This is a genomic window from Balneola vulgaris DSM 17893 (assembly GCF_000375465.1).
GTDB classification, from domain to species: domain Bacteria; phylum Bacteroidota; class Rhodothermia; order Balneolales; family Balneolaceae; genus Balneola; species Balneola vulgaris.
Map to the genome: position 1 here is coordinate 872690 of NZ_AQXH01000001.1, position 18800 is coordinate 891489.

Annotated in this window: 16 protein-coding genes and 6 tRNA genes; 16 read left to right on the forward strand and 6 right to left on the reverse strand. The window is 41.1% G+C overall.

Annotation, left to right across the window (positions count from 1 at the left end):
* Positions 1–42: 42 nt before the first annotated feature.
* The 6 genes from B155_RS0103810 to B155_RS0103835 all read left to right on the forward strand — a co-directional run bounded on the left by B155_RS0103810 (position 43) and on the right by B155_RS0103835 (position 627).
* Positions 43–116 (forward strand) — tRNA-Pro (locus B155_RS0103810).
* A gap of 24 nt (positions 117–140) precedes the next feature.
* Positions 141–214, forward strand: a tRNA-Arg gene (locus B155_RS0103815).
* Positions 215–234: 20 nt separating this feature from the next.
* Positions 235–305 (forward strand) — tRNA-Cys (locus B155_RS0103820).
* Between the two features lie 54 nt (positions 306–359).
* Positions 360–435, forward strand: a tRNA-Glu gene (locus B155_RS0103825).
* Positions 436–460: 25 nt separating this feature from the next.
* Positions 461–534, forward strand: a tRNA-His gene (locus B155_RS0103830).
* 20 nt (positions 535–554) lie between these two features.
* Positions 555–627 (forward strand) — tRNA-Glu (locus B155_RS0103835).
* A gap of 75 nt (positions 628–702) precedes the next feature.
* Here B155_RS0103835 and B155_RS0103840 read toward each other — a convergent pair.
* The gene (locus tag B155_RS0103840; protein WP_018126923.1) at positions 703–1083 is read right to left on the reverse strand and encodes a group III truncated hemoglobin; all 381 of its coding nucleotides are present in this window, start codon (positions 1081–1083) and stop codon (positions 703–705) included.
* Positions 1083–2033: a glycosyltransferase family 2 protein gene (locus B155_RS0103845; RefSeq protein ID WP_018126924.1), complete on the reverse strand. Its 951-nt coding sequence runs from the start codon at positions 2031–2033 to the stop codon at positions 1083–1085. Before B155_RS0103845 ends, B155_RS0103840 begins: the two co-directional genes overlap by 1 nt.
* A 78-nt stretch (positions 2034–2111) precedes the next feature.
* On the opposite strand from B155_RS0103845, the gene B155_RS0103850 reads away from it, so the two are divergent.
* Complete coding sequence (locus B155_RS0103850; protein ID WP_040368042.1) at positions 2112–2441, forward strand: MerR family transcriptional regulator; 330 nt, start codon at positions 2112–2114, stop codon at positions 2439–2441.
* On the opposite strand, the gene B155_RS0103855 is transcribed toward B155_RS0103850, so the two are convergent.
* Positions 2438–3493 (reverse strand): COX15/CtaA family protein, encoded by a 1056-nt coding sequence (locus B155_RS0103855; RefSeq protein WP_018126926.1) that lies wholly within the window; start codon positions 3491–3493, stop codon positions 2438–2440. The genes B155_RS0103850 and B155_RS0103855 overlap by 4 nt on opposite strands.
* 27 nt (positions 3494–3520) lie before the next feature.
* Between B155_RS0103855 and cyoE the strand changes: the two genes are divergently transcribed.
* Positions 3521–4471 carry a heme o synthase gene (gene cyoE, locus B155_RS0103860; protein ID WP_018126927.1) on the forward strand — a complete coding sequence of 317 codons (951 nt, stop codon included), beginning with the start codon at positions 3521–3523 and terminating at the stop codon, positions 4469–4471.
* 18 nt (positions 4472–4489) lie between these two features.
* Here cyoE and B155_RS12925 read toward each other — a convergent pair whose 3' ends face one another.
* Positions 4490–5230, reverse strand: coding sequence for an RDD family protein (locus B155_RS12925; RefSeq protein WP_018126928.1), 741 nt, complete (start codon positions 5228–5230; stop codon positions 4490–4492).
* Between the two features lie 90 nt (positions 5231–5320).
* Between B155_RS12925 and B155_RS0103870 the strand changes: the two genes are divergently transcribed.
* The 6 genes from B155_RS0103870 to B155_RS0103895 all read left to right on the forward strand — a co-directional run bounded on the left by B155_RS0103870 (position 5321) and on the right by B155_RS0103895 (position 11419).
* On the forward strand, positions 5321–6292 hold the full coding sequence (locus tag B155_RS0103870; RefSeq protein ID WP_018126929.1) for a stage II sporulation protein M: 972 nt from the start codon (positions 5321–5323) through the stop codon (positions 6290–6292).
* Positions 6285–7136 carry a hypothetical protein gene (locus B155_RS0103875; protein ID WP_018126930.1) on the forward strand — a complete coding sequence of 284 codons (852 nt, stop codon included), beginning with the start codon at positions 6285–6287 and terminating at the stop codon, positions 7134–7136. Before B155_RS0103870 ends, B155_RS0103875 begins: the two co-directional genes overlap by 8 nt.
* A gap of 87 nt (positions 7137–7223) precedes the next feature.
* Complete coding sequence (locus B155_RS13540; RefSeq protein WP_018126931.1) at positions 7224–7886, forward strand: DUF4129 domain-containing protein; 663 nt, start codon at positions 7224–7226, stop codon at positions 7884–7886.
* Positions 7879–9066, forward strand: a complete 1188-nt coding sequence (locus B155_RS0103885) for a DUF4350 domain-containing protein (protein WP_018126932.1) — start codon at positions 7879–7881, stop codon at positions 9064–9066. The genes B155_RS13540 and B155_RS0103885 overlap by 8 nt, the downstream gene beginning before the upstream one ends.
* A complete protein-coding gene (locus B155_RS0103890; RefSeq protein WP_018126933.1) occupies positions 9063–10088 on the forward strand; it encodes an AAA family ATPase in 1026 nt (341 codons plus the stop codon). The genes B155_RS0103885 and B155_RS0103890 overlap by 4 nt, the downstream gene beginning before the upstream one ends.
* 104 nt (positions 10089–10192) lie before the next feature.
* On the forward strand, positions 10193–11419 hold the full coding sequence (locus B155_RS0103895; protein ID WP_240386241.1) for a DUF58 domain-containing protein: 1227 nt from the start codon (positions 10193–10195) through the stop codon (positions 11417–11419).
* A gap of 21 nt (positions 11420–11440) precedes the next feature.
* Here B155_RS0103895 and B155_RS0103900 read toward each other — a convergent pair whose 3' ends face one another.
* Positions 11441–13861, reverse strand: a complete 2421-nt coding sequence (locus B155_RS0103900; protein WP_018126935.1) for an alpha-ketoacid dehydrogenase subunit alpha/beta — start codon at positions 13859–13861, stop codon at positions 11441–11443.
* A gap of 153 nt (positions 13862–14014) precedes the next feature.
* Entirely contained in the window at positions 14015–15403 is a 1389-nt protein-coding gene (locus tag B155_RS0103905; protein ID WP_018126936.1) for a class II fumarate hydratase, read from the reverse strand.
* Between the two features lie 125 nt (positions 15404–15528).
* Between B155_RS0103905 and B155_RS0103910 the strand changes: the two genes are divergently transcribed.
* Both B155_RS0103910 and B155_RS0103915 read left to right on the forward strand, forming a co-directional pair.
* Positions 15529–16101: a helix-turn-helix domain-containing protein gene (locus B155_RS0103910; RefSeq protein ID WP_018126937.1), complete on the forward strand. Its 573-nt coding sequence runs from the start codon at positions 15529–15531 to the stop codon at positions 16099–16101.
* Positions 16102–16203: 102 nt separating this feature from the next.
* Entirely contained in the window at positions 16204–18708 is a 2505-nt protein-coding gene (locus B155_RS0103915; RefSeq protein ID WP_018126938.1) for a heavy metal translocating P-type ATPase, read from the forward strand.
* The last annotated feature ends 92 nt before the right edge of the window (positions 18709–18800 follow it).

Sequence of the window (18800 nt, forward strand, 5' to 3'; positions counted from 1 at the left end):
TTAACCAAACCGTATCTTTGGAATCTGTTTCGGAAACAGAATCGGGGAGTGGCGCAGCCCGGTAGCGCATTCGCTTTGGGAGCGAAGGGTCGCAGGTTCAAATCCTGTCTCCCCGACAATTATTGACTTAATGAAGTTGAGCGCCCGTAGCTCAACTGGATAGAGCAACTGCCTTCTAAGCAGTAGGTTTCAGGTTCGAGTCCTGACGGGCGTACAATGACCTAGTTTTTACTAGGCGACATGGCCGAGTGGCTAGGCAGAGGTCTGCAAAACCTTGTACGGCGGTTCGAATCCGCCTGTCGCCTCACACTTTTGGTGATGTTGTTTTAGACTTTGAATTACTGACTTGTTGTTTTGATGCCGCGTTCGTCTAGAGGCCTAGGACGCCGCCCTTTCACGGCGGTAGCACGGGTTCGAATCCCGTACGCGGTACCAACCACGCTTAGCGTGATAGTAGATGGAGCCTGTAGCTCAGTTGGTTAGAGCGCTGGTTTGTGGCACCAGAGGCCGTGGGTTCAATTCCCATCAGGCTCCCTTATTATTGATTTTTCCTAGCCGCGTTCGTCTAGAGGCCTAGGACGCCGCCCTTTCACGGCGGTAGCACGGGTTCGAATCCCGTACGCGGTACAAGAAGCACTAATTCTCTCGAGTTAGTGCTTTTTTTATGCCCTTCACTTTCTACCGCAATACAGCAACATTCTTCTAGTTGAACTTGCCTTCATATTCCATTCTTGAGGTAAACGACACCGCTACTCGCTCAGCTATTTCTTTCACTAAATCGGCATTACTACCTTGAAAGTGTTCGTCTACAGTCTCAAAAAATAAATTCAACCAGCGCTGAAAATCACTTTTTATGATTGGTAGAGGAACATGTTGCCTATATGGACTCCCTTTATACTTCCCTGTTTGAAATAGGATGTTCGACCAAAAATTTACCATCGTTCCTAAATGTTCGTCCCAATCTACATCTGCAAAGCTGCTAAAAATATAATTGAGTCGTTCATCTTGCTGAACTTTGAAGTAAAAGGAATGAACTAATACACGAACGTCTTCTTCGGTTTGAAGATCTAATTTAGTATCCACTAAAACTGCTCCCTTATATTCGGCTTTTGCCTTCTCACATGATTGATGTTGACCAACTCACCAATGAGTCCCGTTGATAAAAATTGTACACCTAGAACCATCAGTAGTATTCCTAAAAAGAGTAATGGTCGGTCTCCAATACCAACGCCAAACAAAATCTTTATACTTGCTAAATACAGATTAACGACGGTACCAGCACTTAGTAACAGTATCCCTACGGATCCAAAGAAGTGCATAGGTTTCTGAAAGTATTTCTGAACAAATAGAATGGTGATGAGATCCAAAAAGCCGTTAATGAATCTAGAAAGTCCAAATTTCGTTTTCCCATACTTTCGTGGATGATGCTTTACCACTTTCTCACCAATGCGTGTAAAGCCTTCCTGTTTGGCTAACATAGGGATGTAGCGGTGTAGCTCTCCATAGAGATAGATATTCTCCACCACTTCTTTGCGATAGGCTTTCAAGCCACAGTTAAAATCATGTAGATGAATGCCCGCCGCTTTTCGAGTTACGAAGTTAAAAAACTTAGATGGCACCGTTTTTGAAATGGGATCAAAGCGTTCTTTTTTCCAACCACTAACTAGGTCGAGTCCACCTTTGAGCATAGCTATCATTTCGGGCACTTCGTTAGGATCGTCTTGTAAATCGGCATCCATAGTAACTACATAATCGCCTTGAACGCGCTCAAAGCCTGCCTGTAATGCCACACTTTTTCCATAGTTATGGCGGAAGGATATGCCCTTTACACGCTTATCGTTGATGCTTAATTGTTGTACAACTGCAAACGAGCGATCGGTAGAACCATCATCTACAAATATAATTTCATACTTAAATGTTGCCGCTAAGGCCTCTTCGATGGCTTTCGTTAATTCTGGCAAAGATTCCTCTTCATTATAGAGAGGAACTACTATGCTCACATCTACTTTACCGTCATCCAGCTTATTTTCCAAAATGTTGCCCTTTTATAAAAGTTCAGAAATGGTTTACTTTGGTGAATTGAACGCGTTAAAATACACTTTCTGCCAGCTATGAAAAAATTGTATTACTCTATGGGTGAAGTAAGTAAACTCACCGGATTAGCTCCACATGTTTTAAGGAACTGGGAGAAGAGCTTTGATGAACTCAGCCCTAAGAAAAATAGTGCTGGGAATAGAGCATACAAAGACGAAGAAGTGGAACTCATTTTTCGCATTAAGGAATTATTGATGGAGAAAAAATTCACAACCGCGGGTGTAAAGAAAGTACTGCGAGGTGAATTAGATCCAACGGCTCCGATTTCTGAGAACGTACCCGTTGACGTAAAAAAAGATCTCACTGAAATAAAAGTATTCCTAAACGAGCTTTTAGAGAAGCTTTAAGCCCCTCCTTCTACTGCATCTGCATTTCGTACAAGTAAGTACATATAATATTGGAAGGCGATCATTAACGCGATTCCTGTGAGGTGCAACACCTGTAGTACTTTAGGGACGTTTAAGTAAGCGATGCCTATCCCAATTAAAATCTGCCCAAATATTAAGGCTACATTCCACCAGCCTATTTTCATCAGCTTGGCAGGCATTGGTTTCTGATATAATAACCATGCGAGTACAGCACCAAAAATCACAAATAACCAAGAGAAGCTTCTGTGAAGCTCAAACATATCTCCGAGTTGCTCAATCCATGTAGACCGTGGTGGGACGGAATCAATGGCATTTTTAATGATATCAATTTCTTCACGCACTTGAGTTCCGAATACCATTTGAATAAGTGTGATGCCTAACAAAGCAATAAGTAATAGCTCCATATTCTTCTTCAAAGGTGCGTTTACTTTTACTACTAATTGATCTTCGGTTGCTTTGAAGGTCGTGTAGATGAGAAACATCACTATGAGCATTGCCAGTATCATATGCGTACTAATCATGCCGGGTAATAACTTAGTACTCACCACTATTGAGCCGAGCCAACCTTGGAATCCAACTAAGAAAAAAGTAGCGAAAGAAAGGATAGGGATTACCTTTTTGGTCTTCCAATATTTAAGGGATAGCAAGAAGGTGGCAAAGATGAGTAGCCCTATTATAGCGCCGATCAAGCGGTTGACATATTCTGTCCACGTTTTTACAACATTGAAGTCTTCTTCAATTTTGATTGTAGGGTCATTCTCAATTTTAGCTGCGGTCTCAGAAAATCCTAACCTCTCAAGATAAGCTACTACTTTACGATTTTTATCTACTCGTTTTTCAGAATAAAGCGATTTGTAATCGGCGGGTAATTCGGAGGCTTGAGTGGGTGGTATCCACTGCCCGAAGCACTTAGGCCAATCTGGGCATCCCATTCCCGCTCCAGTACTACGCACCACTCCTCCCACAAAGATGAGAAATATAGTGGCAAAAACGGTGGTTATAGCTGTCTTTTGATACGCATTTAATTTCATATCCAAAGGTAACAATACTCGTTTAAAATGATTAACTTTTGGGCCGAGAATTTTAGGCTTTCTCCAAATATCAGCATGAGCTCTTTCGAAGATAAAATCCCATTAAATCGTTCATTTACTCAGACGCTTTCTGACTATTACCAGCTAACAAAACCTGGTATTACGTTGGCAGTGGTTTCTAGTATGCTAGTAGGTTTTGTACTAGGTAGTGGGGATTCGATTAGCTACGCCATCATGATTCATGCCATCATCGGTACCTATCTAATTGCAGCCGGTACGGGAGCGCATAATCAGTTCATGGAGCGCAAACTCGATGGCTTAATGAAACGAACGGCAAAACGTCCCTTACCAGACAGTCGCATCAAGCCTAAAAAAGGGATGATCTTTTCCCTCACACTCATTTTCTCAGGTTTACTGTATTTAGTGTTAATGGTAAACCCTATAGCAGGTGCCGTTAGTTTTGCTACTACTTTGATCTATTTAGCGGCTTACACACCGATGAAGCAAGTGTCTGCGATTAATATCGCTATTGGGGCAGTTCCTGGTGCATTACCTCCAGTAGGTGGATGGGCAGCGGCTAGTGGTACTATTAGTGAGCCCGGAATGTGGTTACTGTTTGCCATCGTGTTCTTTTGGCAAGTACCTCATGTGATGGCGATCGCATGGATGTGTAAAGACGATTACTCGGGCGCTGGATTTAAGATGTTACCCAAAGGAGATGAGACTGGAATTAAAACTTCGATCTACTCACTGATTTGTACCATTCTTCTATTCCCTGTAACCTACCTATTATTTGGGATGCAACTCACAGGATGGGTGTTCTTAATTCTAGGAATGCTACTTGCTCTCTTCTTCTTGGTGTATGCAATCCTATTTCTTAAAGAAAGAACCAAAGAAAATGCACGTAAGCTGATGTTTGTATCTATTGCTTACCTCCCACTGGTTTGGGTAGCTGTGTTTATCGATCGATTATTCTAAATCGATTATTTCCTTCCCTTATTCAATTCTTCCATAAGTAGCGTTGTAGTCTTTAACTACTTGCCGTAGAAACTGAGTATCGCCCATATCGTTAGCAACATTCCCAATTCTATTCTGAATCAATACTCTTGTTCTTGCAACCATATGCAACCACGTACTTTTGTCGTAATCCCCTCTACTCTTCAACACTTCGTTGATAATACTGATGTCCTCGTCTTTTAATTCAACTACCTGAGCTATTACAGGTTCATACTCTTCATCCACGAAATCCAGCACGGTATCTTCTAGGGAGGTCTTTCTAAGGATTTTAACTACTCGTGTACCGGCGGCTAAATCACCTAATCTTTGTCCTTTTCCATTAATGAGTATGGCGAAAAAGGCCACAACCCCAGAAGTTAAAGTCACTTCAAACAATCGAATGAGCCATCGCACAAGAAAATTACTTACGCTAGGTCGCCCCCCGTCTTCTCGTACCACTCTTATTCCAACAAACCATTTACCCACGGTAAAGCCATTCCAAAAAATCTCCATCAATAAATGATAAAGCATGATGGGCAGGAAGATTACCAATTGAATAACCCACTGATTTTCGATGACGTTGTTAAGTAAACCTGAATCTACGGTGATATACCATAGCACAAAGTAGAACACGCCTAAAACAATGAAGTCTAAGATGTAGGCTAGAATTCTTTCTGTAACGCCTGCTGGGTCTTGTGATAATTGTACATGCTGGGTGGTTTCTATTCCAACTTTAGCCATCTAGTAGTTTTTATTTATTCTGAAATTAGGGTACTATTCGCCCTAAAGTAAGTCCAACCTTTTCAAAAGAAAAGCAGAAAAAATTAGCCCATGCGCGAAGTCGCCTTTTTGAAAAAAAATGCAGCCAAATGGCAAGCCTTTGAAGAGACCTTAAAGAATCCTAAAAGACATTCTGCTGATAGCATTGCGGACTTATATATAGAGCTCACTAACGACCTTTCCTTTGCTCAGAGCAATTATCCCACTAGTAAAACAACGCGCTATTTAAATGAACTCACCGTTCGTGCTCACGACACTTTGTATAAGAGCAAGAAAGTTAGCTCTGGTAGATTCAAAGAGTTTTGGGGTACAGAGTTACCGCTTCTTTATTCAAAGCATCAAAAGCCGTTGCTCATTTCATTTTTAGTATTTGTATTAGCTATAACCATAGGGGCTTTTTCGTCAGCAAACGATGCTCGCTTCATTCGAAGCATTTTGGGCGACTACTATGTGAATATGACCATTGAAAATATCCAAAATGGGGATCCACTCGCGGTTTATAAGAGTGAGTCGCAGTTAAACATGTTCTTGGGCATCACCATTAATAACATTCGAGTTTCCTTTTTGGCCTTTGCAGCTGGGTTAGTAACCGCATTAGGCCCCGCTTATATCCTTTTTAGAAATGGCATCATGGTAGGGTCATTCTTCCATCTATTTTACACCTACGGCATCTTCAACAAAGCATTTCTAGTAGTATTTATACATGGAGCGCTAGAGCTATCCGTGATTGTAATTGCTGGGGCCGCAGGCATGGTGATTGGCAATAGCTTCCTCTTTCCGGGCACTTACACTAGACTGGAGTCTTTCAAAAAAGCAGGAAAGCAAAGTGTGAAGATGGTTGTCGGGTTGGTTCCCATTTTTGTGATGGCTGGATTTCTGGAAAGCTTTGTAACACGATATACAGAGATGCCAATACTTTTAAGTTTATGTATCATTTTTGGCTCATTTACTTTCATCATCTACTATTTTGTGGTATATCCTCAGCGACTAAAACGAACAACTAATACGGAGATTTATGAATAATTATGAATTAAGAAGTGTCCGAGATTTTGGGCAAATTCTATCCGACAGCTTTACGTACCTTCGCATTCATATCGTAAGTTTAGGTAAAGCACTTTTACTTTTAGGATTCCCAATCATCGTCATCTTTGCCATTTTCTTCAGTGGTTCGTTTGGTGACTTAATGATGGCCCAGAATGATTTCTACATCCAAGAAAATCCTAACCAATCTGTCAAAATTGTTGGGCAAATGTTTCTGGGCTTAATCGCATTCTTCCTCAATTTCTTGGTGATATGTGTAATCGTATACAAGCATATCTCACTCATCGATGAAGGCATCGACACTCGTGATATCGACCTGAAGATGCTTACCCAAAACATCGTAGGTAATGTATTTGGTTTAGCCGCTATCTTTGTTGTAATCGGTATTGCAACTATTATTGGTTTCCTACTCTTAATTATACCGGGCATCTATCTCTCTACTAAGCTCTCCCTAGCTCCTTCTATTTATATTATTGAAGATGAAACCATTGGAGGGGCACTAAATAAATCTTGGCAAGCCACAGAAGGATTCTGGTGGTTTACTTTTGGAATGAGCTTTGTGATGAGCATGATTGTAAATTTTGCCTCATACATATTCCTAGTACCGATGTACATCCTTATAGGGTTTATTTCATTTACATCAGGCGACGCCTCGAATACCGTTTTAGGTTCCGTTGTTAGCATGCTATATGGCCTTTCAATGATTGTACCTGTGCTACTGTATTGTTTCCCAGCAGTGTCTCAAGCCTTGGTGTACTTCAATAGTGTAGAGCGAAAAAGTGGCCGCACCATGTTTGATAAAATTGAATCCTTAGGAGATCAGTAAAAACACTTGTATTCAGAGTTTTCCATATCCATTAGTCGTATTTATAGAAGTTGCCTCCTTCTCTTGCTTTGCGTTATCTCGCTCGGGATGAAGGCACACGCCCAAACTTCGGAGTCGAGCGTACCACCACCTTCTACTCCAGAGCTAAGAATTCCTACGGATGAAAGGTTGCAGGAAATTCAGCAAATGGACGCTTATACCTATGGGGTTAAGGCGGAATCACTATCACTATGGGATCGCTTCATCATGTGGTTATTAGACACTATCAGCGAAAAAATGTCAATCACATGGATCAACTACTTAGTGAAAGCCATACTGATTGTACTATTCCTTTCGATAGCCTACCTCCTATTAAGTCAGATTTTTAAAGGCAACCTTGGGCATATATTTAAAAGAAAGAATAATCGTACTCTGCTAAACCTAAACTACAATACTTCATCTATTCATGTTGAAGATTTTGATTCGTTAATTAATGAAGCTATAAACCAAAAAAGCTTTAGTCTCGCCGTTCGGTATCTATACTTAAAAGCGCTGAAGGAACTAGATCAAAAGGAGCTAATCGTTGTTAAAGAAGCCAAAACAAACTACGATTACCTCCAGGAATTAAGAGGTCACCCGGTAGAGCAAACTTTCGACCGTTTAACCTATTTCCATGAGTATGTGGATTATGGTGAATTTGAGATTGATGAACCACGCTTCCATAAAATAAAAGAGGTATTCGATACCTTTTTGAGGAGGCTGCATGGGTAAAGAAAAATTCTACTATACTTTTTTAGGTATCGTTCTTCTACTCTATGTAATTGTTGAAAGCATTAAGCCAACGCCTATTGACTTCAGAAATGATTTCACGCGGTATACTTCTATACCCTTTGGAACCGAAATTTTATTCAATGAGATTGAGACTCTTTTCCCTGGGCAAAAGGTGGATTTCAACAATGTCTCACTCTATAACTACGAGGAATCAGACACCTTAGATAACTTCATTTTTATTAATTCAGGCCTCGCTTTCGACCCCCTTGAAACCGAAGTGTTACTCGATTATGTATCGAAAGGGAAAAAGGTATTCATGGCTGGTATTGTGAATGGAAAACTTGCAGATACACTGAAGCTAGAATACAATTTCTACTACCCGTTTTTTGACAGCTTATCTGATAAGAAAAACTTTCACCTTTCATTAACCGACTCTACGTTAAATGAGAACCAAAGCTGGGTTCATGAGTCGAAGTCAGAGTTCTATTACTTTACTTCCTATGATACCGCCCATACGCATGTATTAGGCAATTGGAATAATTCATATCCCAATTTTATTCAGGTTCAGTTCGGGGAAGGGACCTTTTATTTGAACTCAGCACCCCATCTTTTTACCAACTACTACTTACGCGACCCTAACTTTGCGCCCTACGCCTTCTACGCCCTCTCTTATCTTCCTGTGGCAAATACTACATGGGATAGCTATTACAAGGATGGGCGAAATGTATCCTCTACGCCCCTTTATGTGGTGTTAAACTCAGAAGGTCTCCGATATGCATGGTTTACCTTAATAGGATTAACATTGCTTGCCATGTTGTTTAAAAGTAAACGTGAACAGCGGGCTATACCGGTGATAAAACCTCTACAAAATTCCAGTATTCAATTTGCTGAAACCATCGGCGATCTTTATTTAGAGCAAGGGACTCACAAAGACCTAGTTGAAAAGAAAATTCAGTTCTTTATGGAGTATGTGCACCACAATCTGAGGTTAGATGTTTCAGATATTACTGAAGACGCCTTTATCACTGATTTAGCATTTAGATCAGGGATTGAGAGAAATGAAATTCAGCGCTTAATCGATACCATTCATATGGTTAAGGATGCGGAAAACGTATCGGATAAAGAGCTTATGCAAGTGACCAAAAAAATTGACGAATTCTATAAAAACACACAACGATGAGTGAATCAACAGAACAAAATAATACGGATCAAAACCCATCCGAGGATTCGGAATTAACTTTCGAATCTCGGCTAGAACTATCAGGAGCCCAAACGCTCGTGCAATCCGTTAAGAAAGAAATTGCAAAGATCATCGTAGGGCAAACGCAGATGGTCGATTATTTAATTGCTGCTCTATTGGCGGAAGGTCATGTGCTAATTGAAAGAGTGCCAGGCGTAGCAAAGACCCTAACCACACGATTGTTAGCAGGCACTATAGATGCTGATTTTTCGCGCATACAGTTCACTCCCGATTTAATGCCTTCGGATGTAATCGGTACTTCGGTATTCAATCCTAAAACCACGGATTTCGAATTCAAACAAGGCCCTATTTTCTCTAACATCGTGCTGATTGATGAGATCAATCGATCTCCGGCTAAAACTCAGGCCGCCCTGTTTGAAGTAATGGAAGAACGGCAGATTTCAACCGATGGGATTACCTATTCGCTAGATGCCCCATTTATGGTTATTGCCACCCAAAACCCCATTGAACACGAAGGTACTTATCGACTACCGGAAGCACAGCTCGATCGATTCCTATTTAAGATAGATGTCCCCTACCCTTCATTGGAAGAAGAAATAAGCATTCTTGAAGGGAGCCATTCTCGAGGCAATGCTATCGATTTTAGTGTATTAGAGAAGGTTACCAATGCGGTTGAAATCGTAAAGCAACGTGGCATTGTAAGCCAAGTTCGTGTAGAAAAAGAGCTCATGAAGTACATAGCTCAAATCATCCACCAAACACGAAATTCTAGTTCCATCTCGATTGGAGCATCGCCTCGAGCAACGGTAGCTGTGATGCGTGCTTCTCAAGCATGGGCGGTGATGAGAGGCCGTGACTTTATTACTCCTGAAGATGTAAAATCGGTTATTAAACCTGTGTTACGCCATCGTATCACCCTAACCCCTGAAAAAGAAATGGAAGGCGTTTCACCTGATCATGTTATTGATCTAACGGTAGACAAGGTGGAGGTACCCCGATAAAACGGTTCTTTTCTGAAATATTCTTAGATGCTCGTTTTTTCGCCGTATTCAGCGTAATTGGGTGTGTATTTCTATTTAGTTACTTCATCCCTGTGTTACTTCCTGTGGGTGAATTACTCGTAGTGGCATCCCTCTTTTTTACGCTCTTAGATGTAGCAATATTGTTCCAATCAAAGAATGGTTTTGAGGCTGAGCGTCCGTTGCCAAAACGACTATCAAATGGAGATGATAATCCGATTTCAATCTCCTTAGAAAATCGGTTTTCATTCTCAGTAAAAGCTCGAATTATAGATGAATTGCCCGCACAGTTTCAGGTTCGGAATTTTGAACACTCCATAAGTATTGAACCAAATTCCGCTGCTTCCTTCAGTTATAATGTGAAACCCACAGAACGAGGGGAGTATAAATTCGGGAAACTACGAGTGTTTATTCGCTCACCACTTAACTTGGTTCAGCGTAGATTCACCTTTGAAGAAGACACATTAGTTCCGGTTTACCCCTCCTTCATTCAAATGAAGAAATTTGAGATGTATGCTATCTCAAATCGTTTAACTGACTTGGGCATCAAGAAAATACGTCGTGTTGGACATACCATGGAATTTGAACGTATCAAGGAATATGTACGTGGGGATGATGTTCGTTCAATCAATTGGAAAGCCACGGCTCGATCTGGCGACTTGATGGTGAATCAATACCAAGATGAGCGTTCGCAACAGATTGTAAGTGTACTTGATTTAGGGCGTGTAATGAAAATGCCTTTTGATGGCTTGAAGCTGTTAGACTATGCCATCAACACTAGTTTAGTGATATCAAACATTGCGCTATTAAAGGAAGATAAAGCGGGCTTGCTAACCTTTACCAATGATGCGATTAACTTCGTGAAACCCGAGAAAAGAAAGCCTCATTTACATCGAATTCAAGAGCAACTTTATAAGGTAGACACCAACTTTAAGGAGTCTAACTATCAGCAGATGCTTTTGGGGCTAAAGCGTAACTTGAATCAGCGTAGCCTCATCTTACTCTACACTAATTTTGAGACTTATTCGGGCTTGGAACGGCAACTCCCCTACCTCCAACGATTGGCAAAAGATCATCTGCTAGTTACCATATTCTTTGAAAACACTGAGCTTTCGTCTCTGCTTACCCAAGAGTCGAAGACCATCCGCGAGGTATATACCAAAGCCATTGCAGAGAAATTCAGCTATGAAAAGAAGCAGATTGTGAAGGCGCTCAACCAACGAGGGATTCATACGATCCTTACCCCACCTAAAGAGCTTTCCGTGAATGCCATCAATAAATACTTAGAGCTCAAAGCAAAAGGGTTGATTTGAGCTCATCGTATCTAAGTTTATTTAATACAATTCAGGGTATTTAGCGGGGTCGCTTTCGCGCATCATTTCATAGGCAGCCTCGAAGATGTCTTCAGCGTTAGGCTTGCTAAAGTAATCACCATCGGTAGCATACGCTGGACGGTGTGCCTGAGCAGACAATGCAATCGGCTTAGAATCTAAAAACTTATAGCCTTCTTGTTCTTCCACAATTTGTTGCATAATAAACGCTGAAGCACCACCAGGTACGTCTTCATCTACAATGAGAAGGCGATTGGTCTTCTTTAAAGACTCTACAATCATATGCCCTTTATCGAATGGAAGAAGAGTACGAACATCAATCAATTCAATTGAGATTCCAGCTTCTTCAAACTGAGGGATCATAGCTTCTATCATGTTGAAAGTAGCGCCGTAAGATACTACGGTAATATCCGAACCTTCACTTACAATCTCCGGCACGCCTAATGGAGTAGTAAACTCACCTAAGTTCTCAGGCATTTTCTCTTTTAAGCGGTAGCCATTCAATGGTTCAATAACCAGTGCTGGGTCATCCCCTTGTAGTAAAGTGTTATAAAAACCCGCTGCGGAAGTTAGGTTGCGTGGCACACACACGTGTACACCACGAAGTCCGTTTATGAGCACACCCATTGGTGAGCCTGAATGCCAGATTCCCTCTAGGCGGTGACCTCGAGTACGAACAACAAGTGGAGCCGCTTGGCCACCTTTGGTACGGTAACGAAGCGAGGCAAGATCATCACTCATGCCTTGGAAACAATACAATACATAATCTAAGTACTGAATGTCGGCAATAGGACGAAGTCCACGAAGTGCCATCCCAATACCTTGGCCCAAGATCGTAGCTTCGCGAATACCCGTATCAGTCACACGGATTTCCCCATACTTATCTTGCATGCCTTCGAGGCCTTTGTTTACATCACCAAGTTTACCCGCATCTTCACCGAATACTAAAGTGTTTGGGTACTTCTCAAAAATCTTATCGAAGTTATCACGCAATACTACACGGCCATCCACTGATTTTGGCTTGTCGCTGTACTCTGGTTTAACTTCTTCAATCTTTAGTGGTGAAAACTCTGTTTCACTTAATAAATGTGAGTTGAAACGCTCTTTGTTGGCTTCTACACTTTCTTTGGTCCATGCCAATAGTTTTGAACGTACTTCCGACTCCGTCCCCTTCGTAGCGTATAGAGCCTTTCGCGCCGCTGATAACACATCTTTACGAATAGGATTTTGAGCCATCTTTAATTTCTTGATAACACCGTCGATGGCATCAACACCTGATTCTGCTTTAAGCTCTTCAAGCAGTCCCATTACTTCTTTCTTCTCTTCCTTTATAGGACCACTGTAATTATTCCAAGCTTCTTTGCGTGCTTCTGTAGCTTCTTTAAGTGTTTCTTCTTCAATCTGGTCTAATTTCTTAGCCGTTGCAATCTTGTTCTTTAGAATCCACTCACGAGTTTTTGCTAAACAGCAAAAATCTACTTCAAACTTGAGACGATCTTCATTCTTATAGCGCTCATGTGATCCTGACGTTGAGTGCCCTTGTGGCTGTGTTACTTCTTGAACATGAATAAGTACCGGCACATGCTCATCACGAGCGATTTTCTCGGCTTTCTTGTAAGTCTCCATCAAAGCTTCATAATCCCAAGCTTTAACGGTTAAAATTTCATAGCCCGCCTTGTCTTCTGTTCTTTGGAAACCACTTAAAATTTCTGAGATACTCTCTTTTGTGGTTTGATATTTCTTAGCTACTGATATTCCGTAACCATCATCCCAAACCGACATTACCATAGGTACCTGAAGTACACCTGCCGCATTTATAGTTTCCCAGAACACGCCTTCTGAAGTACTTGCATCACCAATGGTTCCAAAAGCGATTTCATTTCCTTTTTTCGAAAACTTCGTCCACTCTTTGCCTTTTAATGCTTTTTCATTGCGGTATACTTTCGAAGCTTGAGCAAGGCCTAATAGTCGAGCCATCTGCCCTGCCGTTGGCGACATATCCGCAGAGGTATTCTTCATTTTAGTAAGCTCTTTCCAAGTACCGTCTTCGTTGAGTAAACGTGTAGCAAAGTGAGCATTCATTTGTCTACCGCCTGAAGAAGGCTCTAGCTTCTCATCAGGAGTAGCATATAATTGCGCAAAAAACTGAACGGGAGTAACGCCATCAATTGCTAACATAAAAGTTTGGTCGCGATAGTAACCCGAACGGAAGTCACCATTCTTAAAAACTTTAGCCATCGCTATTTGTGGCATCTCTTTACCATCACCGAAAATGCCAAACTTTGCCTTTCCAGTTAACACTTCTTTTCGGCCTATCAAAGACATATGACGGCTTAACCAGCCGATTCTGTAATCTGAAAGAATTTCTTTCTTTTTAGCTGCACTGAACGCAGTTTTAGTACTCTTAGTCTTTGCTTTTGCCATTTCGTGTGTTCTATAAGTTGTTCAATATACTCTGGAAAGGCCCATTTTAAATTGGGGCTCAAGTATACAGAAAAGCGCTTTTCTTTCAAAGAAAACGCCTTCTGTTTACTATATAATTACCTGTACTTAGCTAACCCTAACAGGTGAAAGGATTTACTCGGTAAATCCACCTTTGGTCATTTTCATCGGATCTAATGCACTCTCTAATTCTTCATCCGATAAGTCGGTCATTTCTTTTGCCACTTCTTTAAGTGGTCTGCTTTCAGCAAATGCCTTCTTCGCAATTTTAGCGGCTAAATCGTACCCAATAATTGGATTTAGAGTTGTAACTAAAATTGGATTACGCCCTACCATGTCAGCAATTACATCTTTACGAACAGTTAACTTCGATACTGAACGATCGGCTAAGTTTCTAGAGGCATTCCCTAGAATCTCGATAGACTGTAATAAGTTATGCGCCACTACAGGAAGCATTACGTTTAACTCGAAGTTACCTGCTTGCCCACCTACTGTTACTGTAGTATCGTTACCGATTACCTGAGCACACACCATGGTTAAGGACTCTTCGATAACTGGGTTTACTTTACCCGGCATAATCGATGATCCTGGCTGAAGTGCTGCCAACTGGATTTCACCTAAACCGCCATTTGGACCTGAGTTCATCCAACGCAGATCGTTACCGATCTTCATCAAGCTAACAGCAATGGTTTTTAATTGGCCGCTTAGCTCCACAGGAGCATCAACTGTTGCTTGTGCTTCGAAGTGGTTCACTGCTTCTTTAAAATCTACACCCGTTAATTCTGTTACATTCGATGCGAAAGTTGAACCGAATTCTGGATGTGTATTAATTCCTGTTCCTACAGCCGTTCCACCTTGTGGTAGCTCAATCATTCTTTCGAGAGCTGCTTCAACACGTTGGATACCAAGCTCAATCTGGCGAGCATATCCCCCAAACTCTTGCTCGATAGTCACCGGCATCGCATCCATTAAATGCGTTCGACCTGTTTTAACTACGTCAGCATATTCTTTTCCTTTGGCTAGGAATGTCTCTTGAAGATGCTTTAACGCTGGTATTAAATTGTTTTTAGCCGCTAATACCGCTGATATTCTAATCGCTGTTGGTACTACATCATTTGAACTTTGGCCAAAATTCACGTGGTCGTTTGGGTGAATGCCTAGTTCGTTTGCACTGAGTTCGTTTGCTCTACGTGCAATTACTTCATTCGAGTTCATGTTTGATGATGTACCCGAACCCGTTTGAAAAATATCGATTACGAATTCTTTATCGTGTTTGCCATCGATGATCTCTTGAGCTGCAGCGGCAATGGCATCTCCGATCTTTGCATCGATAGTGCCTAACTTAGAATTGGCGAGCGCCGCAGATTTTTTTACATACCCCAATGCTTGAATAAACTCACGGCTAAATCGAATGCCGCTTATTGGGAAGTTATCGTGTGCACGTTGGGTTTGAGCTCCATATAATGCATCTTTTGGTACATTAACGTCGCCCATAGAATCTTTCTCAATTCTGAAATCGCTCATAGTCTCCTCTAAGTTTTTTGGTTCCTTTTAAGATAATACTTTTATGCCTGATGAGCAGGCGATATTCTGTTGATTTCTGTTCTTTAAAATTTAGTTACATTTGAGGGAATCAAAATCAGATCTATATGCAAAAGACTACCGAAGTACGAATTAAAAACATGGTTTGTAACCGTTGCATAAAGGTAGTTCGAGAAATTTTTGAAGAGCTGAACTATCCCTTTTGGCATATTGAATTGGGGAAAGTTAAACTCAGTTACCCCATCGAGATTGATGTTGAAGAACTTTCAACTTTATTAAATGAAGAAGGCTTTGAATTAATCGACGACGCCACTTCCCAACTCATCAATCGCATTAAGACTTCTGTAATCAATCATGTTCACCATCATTCAAGTGGTGAGGCATTTCACAATTTAACCGATTACCTAGAAAAGGAAATTGGGAAGAGCTACTCTAGCTTAAGCGTACTATTTTCCAAGAATGAAGGTCGTACCATCGAAAAATTCACGATTCAACAACGTGTTGAACGCGTAAAAGAACTATTGATCTACGGCGAAAAAACCATTAGCGAAATAGCTTATGAACTTGGCTATAGTAGCGCCCAGTACTTATCTAATCAGTTTAAAAGTGAGACAGGATTAACGCCTACACAGTTTAGAAAGTTGTCATCTAAACCACGAAAACCACTGGATGAGATCTGACCAATTTCCGATACTCCTAGAATCCTACACATCCTATCAATAATTCTGTAATACTTTAGCGTCAAATACATTGATATTAGCTTCGAATTAAATCTATTAGTAATGAAGCACACCTATCAAATTTCTGGAATGAGTTGCAACGGCTGCAAAAGCCATGTAACAAAAGCTCTTTCTTCTATAGAAGGGGTAAAAAATGTCGAAGTATCCTTAGAGGAAAAGTCGGCAGAAATTGAAATGACTGAACATATTGAAACTGATACTTTCCAAGACGCATTAAGTGAACTTGGTGAGCGCTACAAAATTAGCGAGCCCGGTAGTTCATGTTGTTCAAATAAGGGCCCCTCTTCCCCAAAAAAGAAAACATCAAATGGAAATGGTGTTTTCTACTGCCCTATGCATTGCGAGGGAGATAAAACCTACGACAAGCCCGGAGATTGTCCTGTTTGTGGAATGGATTTAGTAGAAGAACAACGAATGGGTTCCTCTTCTGATACCGTTTATACTTGCCCTATGCATCCGGAGGTTGAAGTAAACAAACCGGGTGACTGCCCTATATGTGGCATGGACTTGGTCCCAAAAGCAGCCAATGCATCTGCAGAACAAAAAAAGTATAAAGAGTTACTTAAAAAATTCTGGATTGCCGTTGCCTTTACGCTTCCTATTTTCATCATCGCTATGTCGGAGATGGTTGAGCCGAATCCCTTATATGAGTTGGTAGACATCACCAAATGGAATTGGCTTCAGTTCTTTTTATCACTACCCGTTGTTTTTTATGCTACATGGATGTTCTTTGAAAGAGCCTATAGATCTATAAAAACCATGAACCTCAATATGTTTACACTTATTGGGATTGGAGCAGGTATTGCTTGGGTGTTCAGTGTAGTGGCATTAATCTTTCCTGATGTATTCCCCGAGCAATTTAAAACAGACGCTGGCACTGTACACCTCTATTTCGAGTCGGCTACTGTAATTCTCACCCTCGTACTTCTTGGGCAGGTAATGGAAGCTAAAGCACATGCACAGACCAACGATGCCGTGAAGGAGTTGATGAAGCTCGCCCCAAACACCGCCATTCGTGTTGTAGATGGAAAGGAAGAAGAGATCCATATTGACGAAATCAAAAAAGGTGATCATCTAAAGGTCAAGCCAAGTGATAAAGTACCTGTAGATGGAGTTATCATTGAAGGTCAATCTTCTATCGACGAGTCTATGATTACGGGGGAACCAGTACCGGTAGATAAATCGGAAGGCGATTCGGTTAACTCGGGCACTATCAATGGAAATAGTAGCTTCATCATGAAAGCTGAGAAAGTGGGTGATGAGACGTTGCTTGCTCAAATTGTTGATATGGTGAACAAGGCCAGCAGAAGTAAAGCTCCTATTCAGAATTTGGCAGATAAAATATCCAGCTATTTTGTACCTATCGTAATATTGGTATCGTTGATCACCTTTGCCGTTTGGGCGATTTTTGGGCCTGAACCTCCTTATGTTTATGCCTTAATTAATGCCATTGCGGTTCTCATTATCGCATGTCCATGTGCACTGGGCTTAGCCACACCTATGTCGATTATGGTAGGTGTTGGGAAAGGAGCTCAAAACGGTGTACTAATCAAAAATGCAGAGGCACTTGAACGTTTTAAAGAAATGGATACGCTCATTATCGATAAAACAGGGACTATTACTGAAGGAAAGCCTTCGGTTGAATCGGTGATCACTGTTTCAGATGCGTATACTGAAGGTGAAGTTTTACAGTTCATCGCTTCGGTTAACAACGAAAGTGAGCACCCACTGGCTAACGCTACGGTTCAATTTGCAAAGGATAAAGAAGTGGAATTCCTTAAAGTTCAGAACTTCAATTCTGTGACAGGGAAAGGTGTTCAGGCTGAAGTTGACCAAAAATCAATCCTGCTTGGAAATAAGAAGCTATTAGAAGAAAATGATCTAAAGCCCTCTTCTGAACAGCAATCGAAAGCCGATGAATATGCTCAAAAAGGCAAAACAGTGTCATGGTTAGCCATTGATAAAACCATTGCCGGTTTTGTGGTGATTGGGGATAGTATCAAGTCCAGCAGTAAGGATGCTATTGCTGCATTAAAAAATCGAGGTATAGAAGTTATCATGCTTACTGGCGATAATCCTCAAACGGCTGAGGCAGTAGCTGGCGAGGTTCAGGTTTCTTCATTCCAGGCTGAATGCTTACCTCAAGATAAACTCAAAGTGATTGAAGACCTACAAGCTGAAGGTAAGATAGTAGCTATGGCTGGCGATGGAACTAATGATGCGCCGGGATTAGCTCAAGCCGACATTGGAATAGCTATGGGAACGGGAACAGATGTTGCCATGGAAAGCGCTATGATTACCTTAGTTAAAGGGGATCTAAAAGGTATAGTAAAAGCTCTAAACCTTAGTGAGCGAGTAGTNAAGAATATCAAACAGAATCTATTCTTTGCGCTCATCTATAACACCCTTGGGGTTCCAGTAGCAGCCGGAGTATTATATCCAATCTTTGGCTTACTACTCTCGCCAATGATTGCCGCTTTAGCCATGAGCTTTAGCTCTGTTTCGGTAATTGGTAATGCCCTTCGACTTAAAGCCGTTAAACTATAGTTCCAAAAAAGCCCTTAACTATGTTAGGGGCTTTTCAATTTCTGACAGGAGTCAATTGAGAATTAATTTATTTAAGTATTTGCTTAAATAAT

Coding starts and splice junctions, on each gene's coding strand:
- B155_RS0103870 (WP_018126929.1), top strand. CDS start 5,321: ATGCGCGAAGTCGCCTTTTTGAAAAAAAATGCAGCCAAATGGCAAGCC.
- B155_RS0103855 (WP_018126926.1), bottom strand. CDS start 3,493: ATGAAATTAAATGCGTATCAAAAGACAGCTATAACCACCGTTTTTGCC.
- B155_RS0103910 (WP_018126937.1), top strand. CDS start 15,529: ATGCAAAAGACTACCGAAGTACGAATTAAAAACATGGTTTGTAACCGT.
- B155_RS13540 (WP_018126931.1), top strand. CDS start 7,224: ATGAAGGCACACGCCCAAACTTCGGAGTCGAGCGTACCACCACCTTCT.
- B155_RS12925 (WP_018126928.1), bottom strand. CDS start 5,230: ATGGCTAAAGTTGGAATAGAAACCACCCAGCATGTACAATTATCACAA.
- cyoE (WP_018126927.1), top strand. CDS start 3,521: ATGATTAACTTTTGGGCCGAGAATTTTAGGCTTTCTCCAAATATCAGC.
- B155_RS0103850 (WP_040368042.1), top strand. CDS start 2,112: ATGAAAAAATTGTATTACTCTATGGGTGAAGTAAGTAAACTCACCGGA.
- B155_RS0103905 (WP_018126936.1), bottom strand. CDS start 15,403: ATGAGCGATTTCAGAATTGAGAAAGATTCTATGGGCGACGTTAATGTA.
- B155_RS0103875 (WP_018126930.1), top strand. CDS start 6,285: ATGAATAATTATGAATTAAGAAGTGTCCGAGATTTTGGGCAAATTCTA.
- B155_RS0103900 (WP_018126935.1), bottom strand. CDS start 13,861: ATGGCAAAAGCAAAGACTAAGAGTACTAAAACTGCGTTCAGTGCAGCT.
- B155_RS0103885 (WP_018126932.1), top strand. CDS start 7,879: ATGGGTAAAGAAAAATTCTACTATACTTTTTTAGGTATCGTTCTTCTA.
- B155_RS0103890 (WP_018126933.1), top strand. CDS start 9,063: ATGAGTGAATCAACAGAACAAAATAATACGGATCAAAACCCATCCGAG.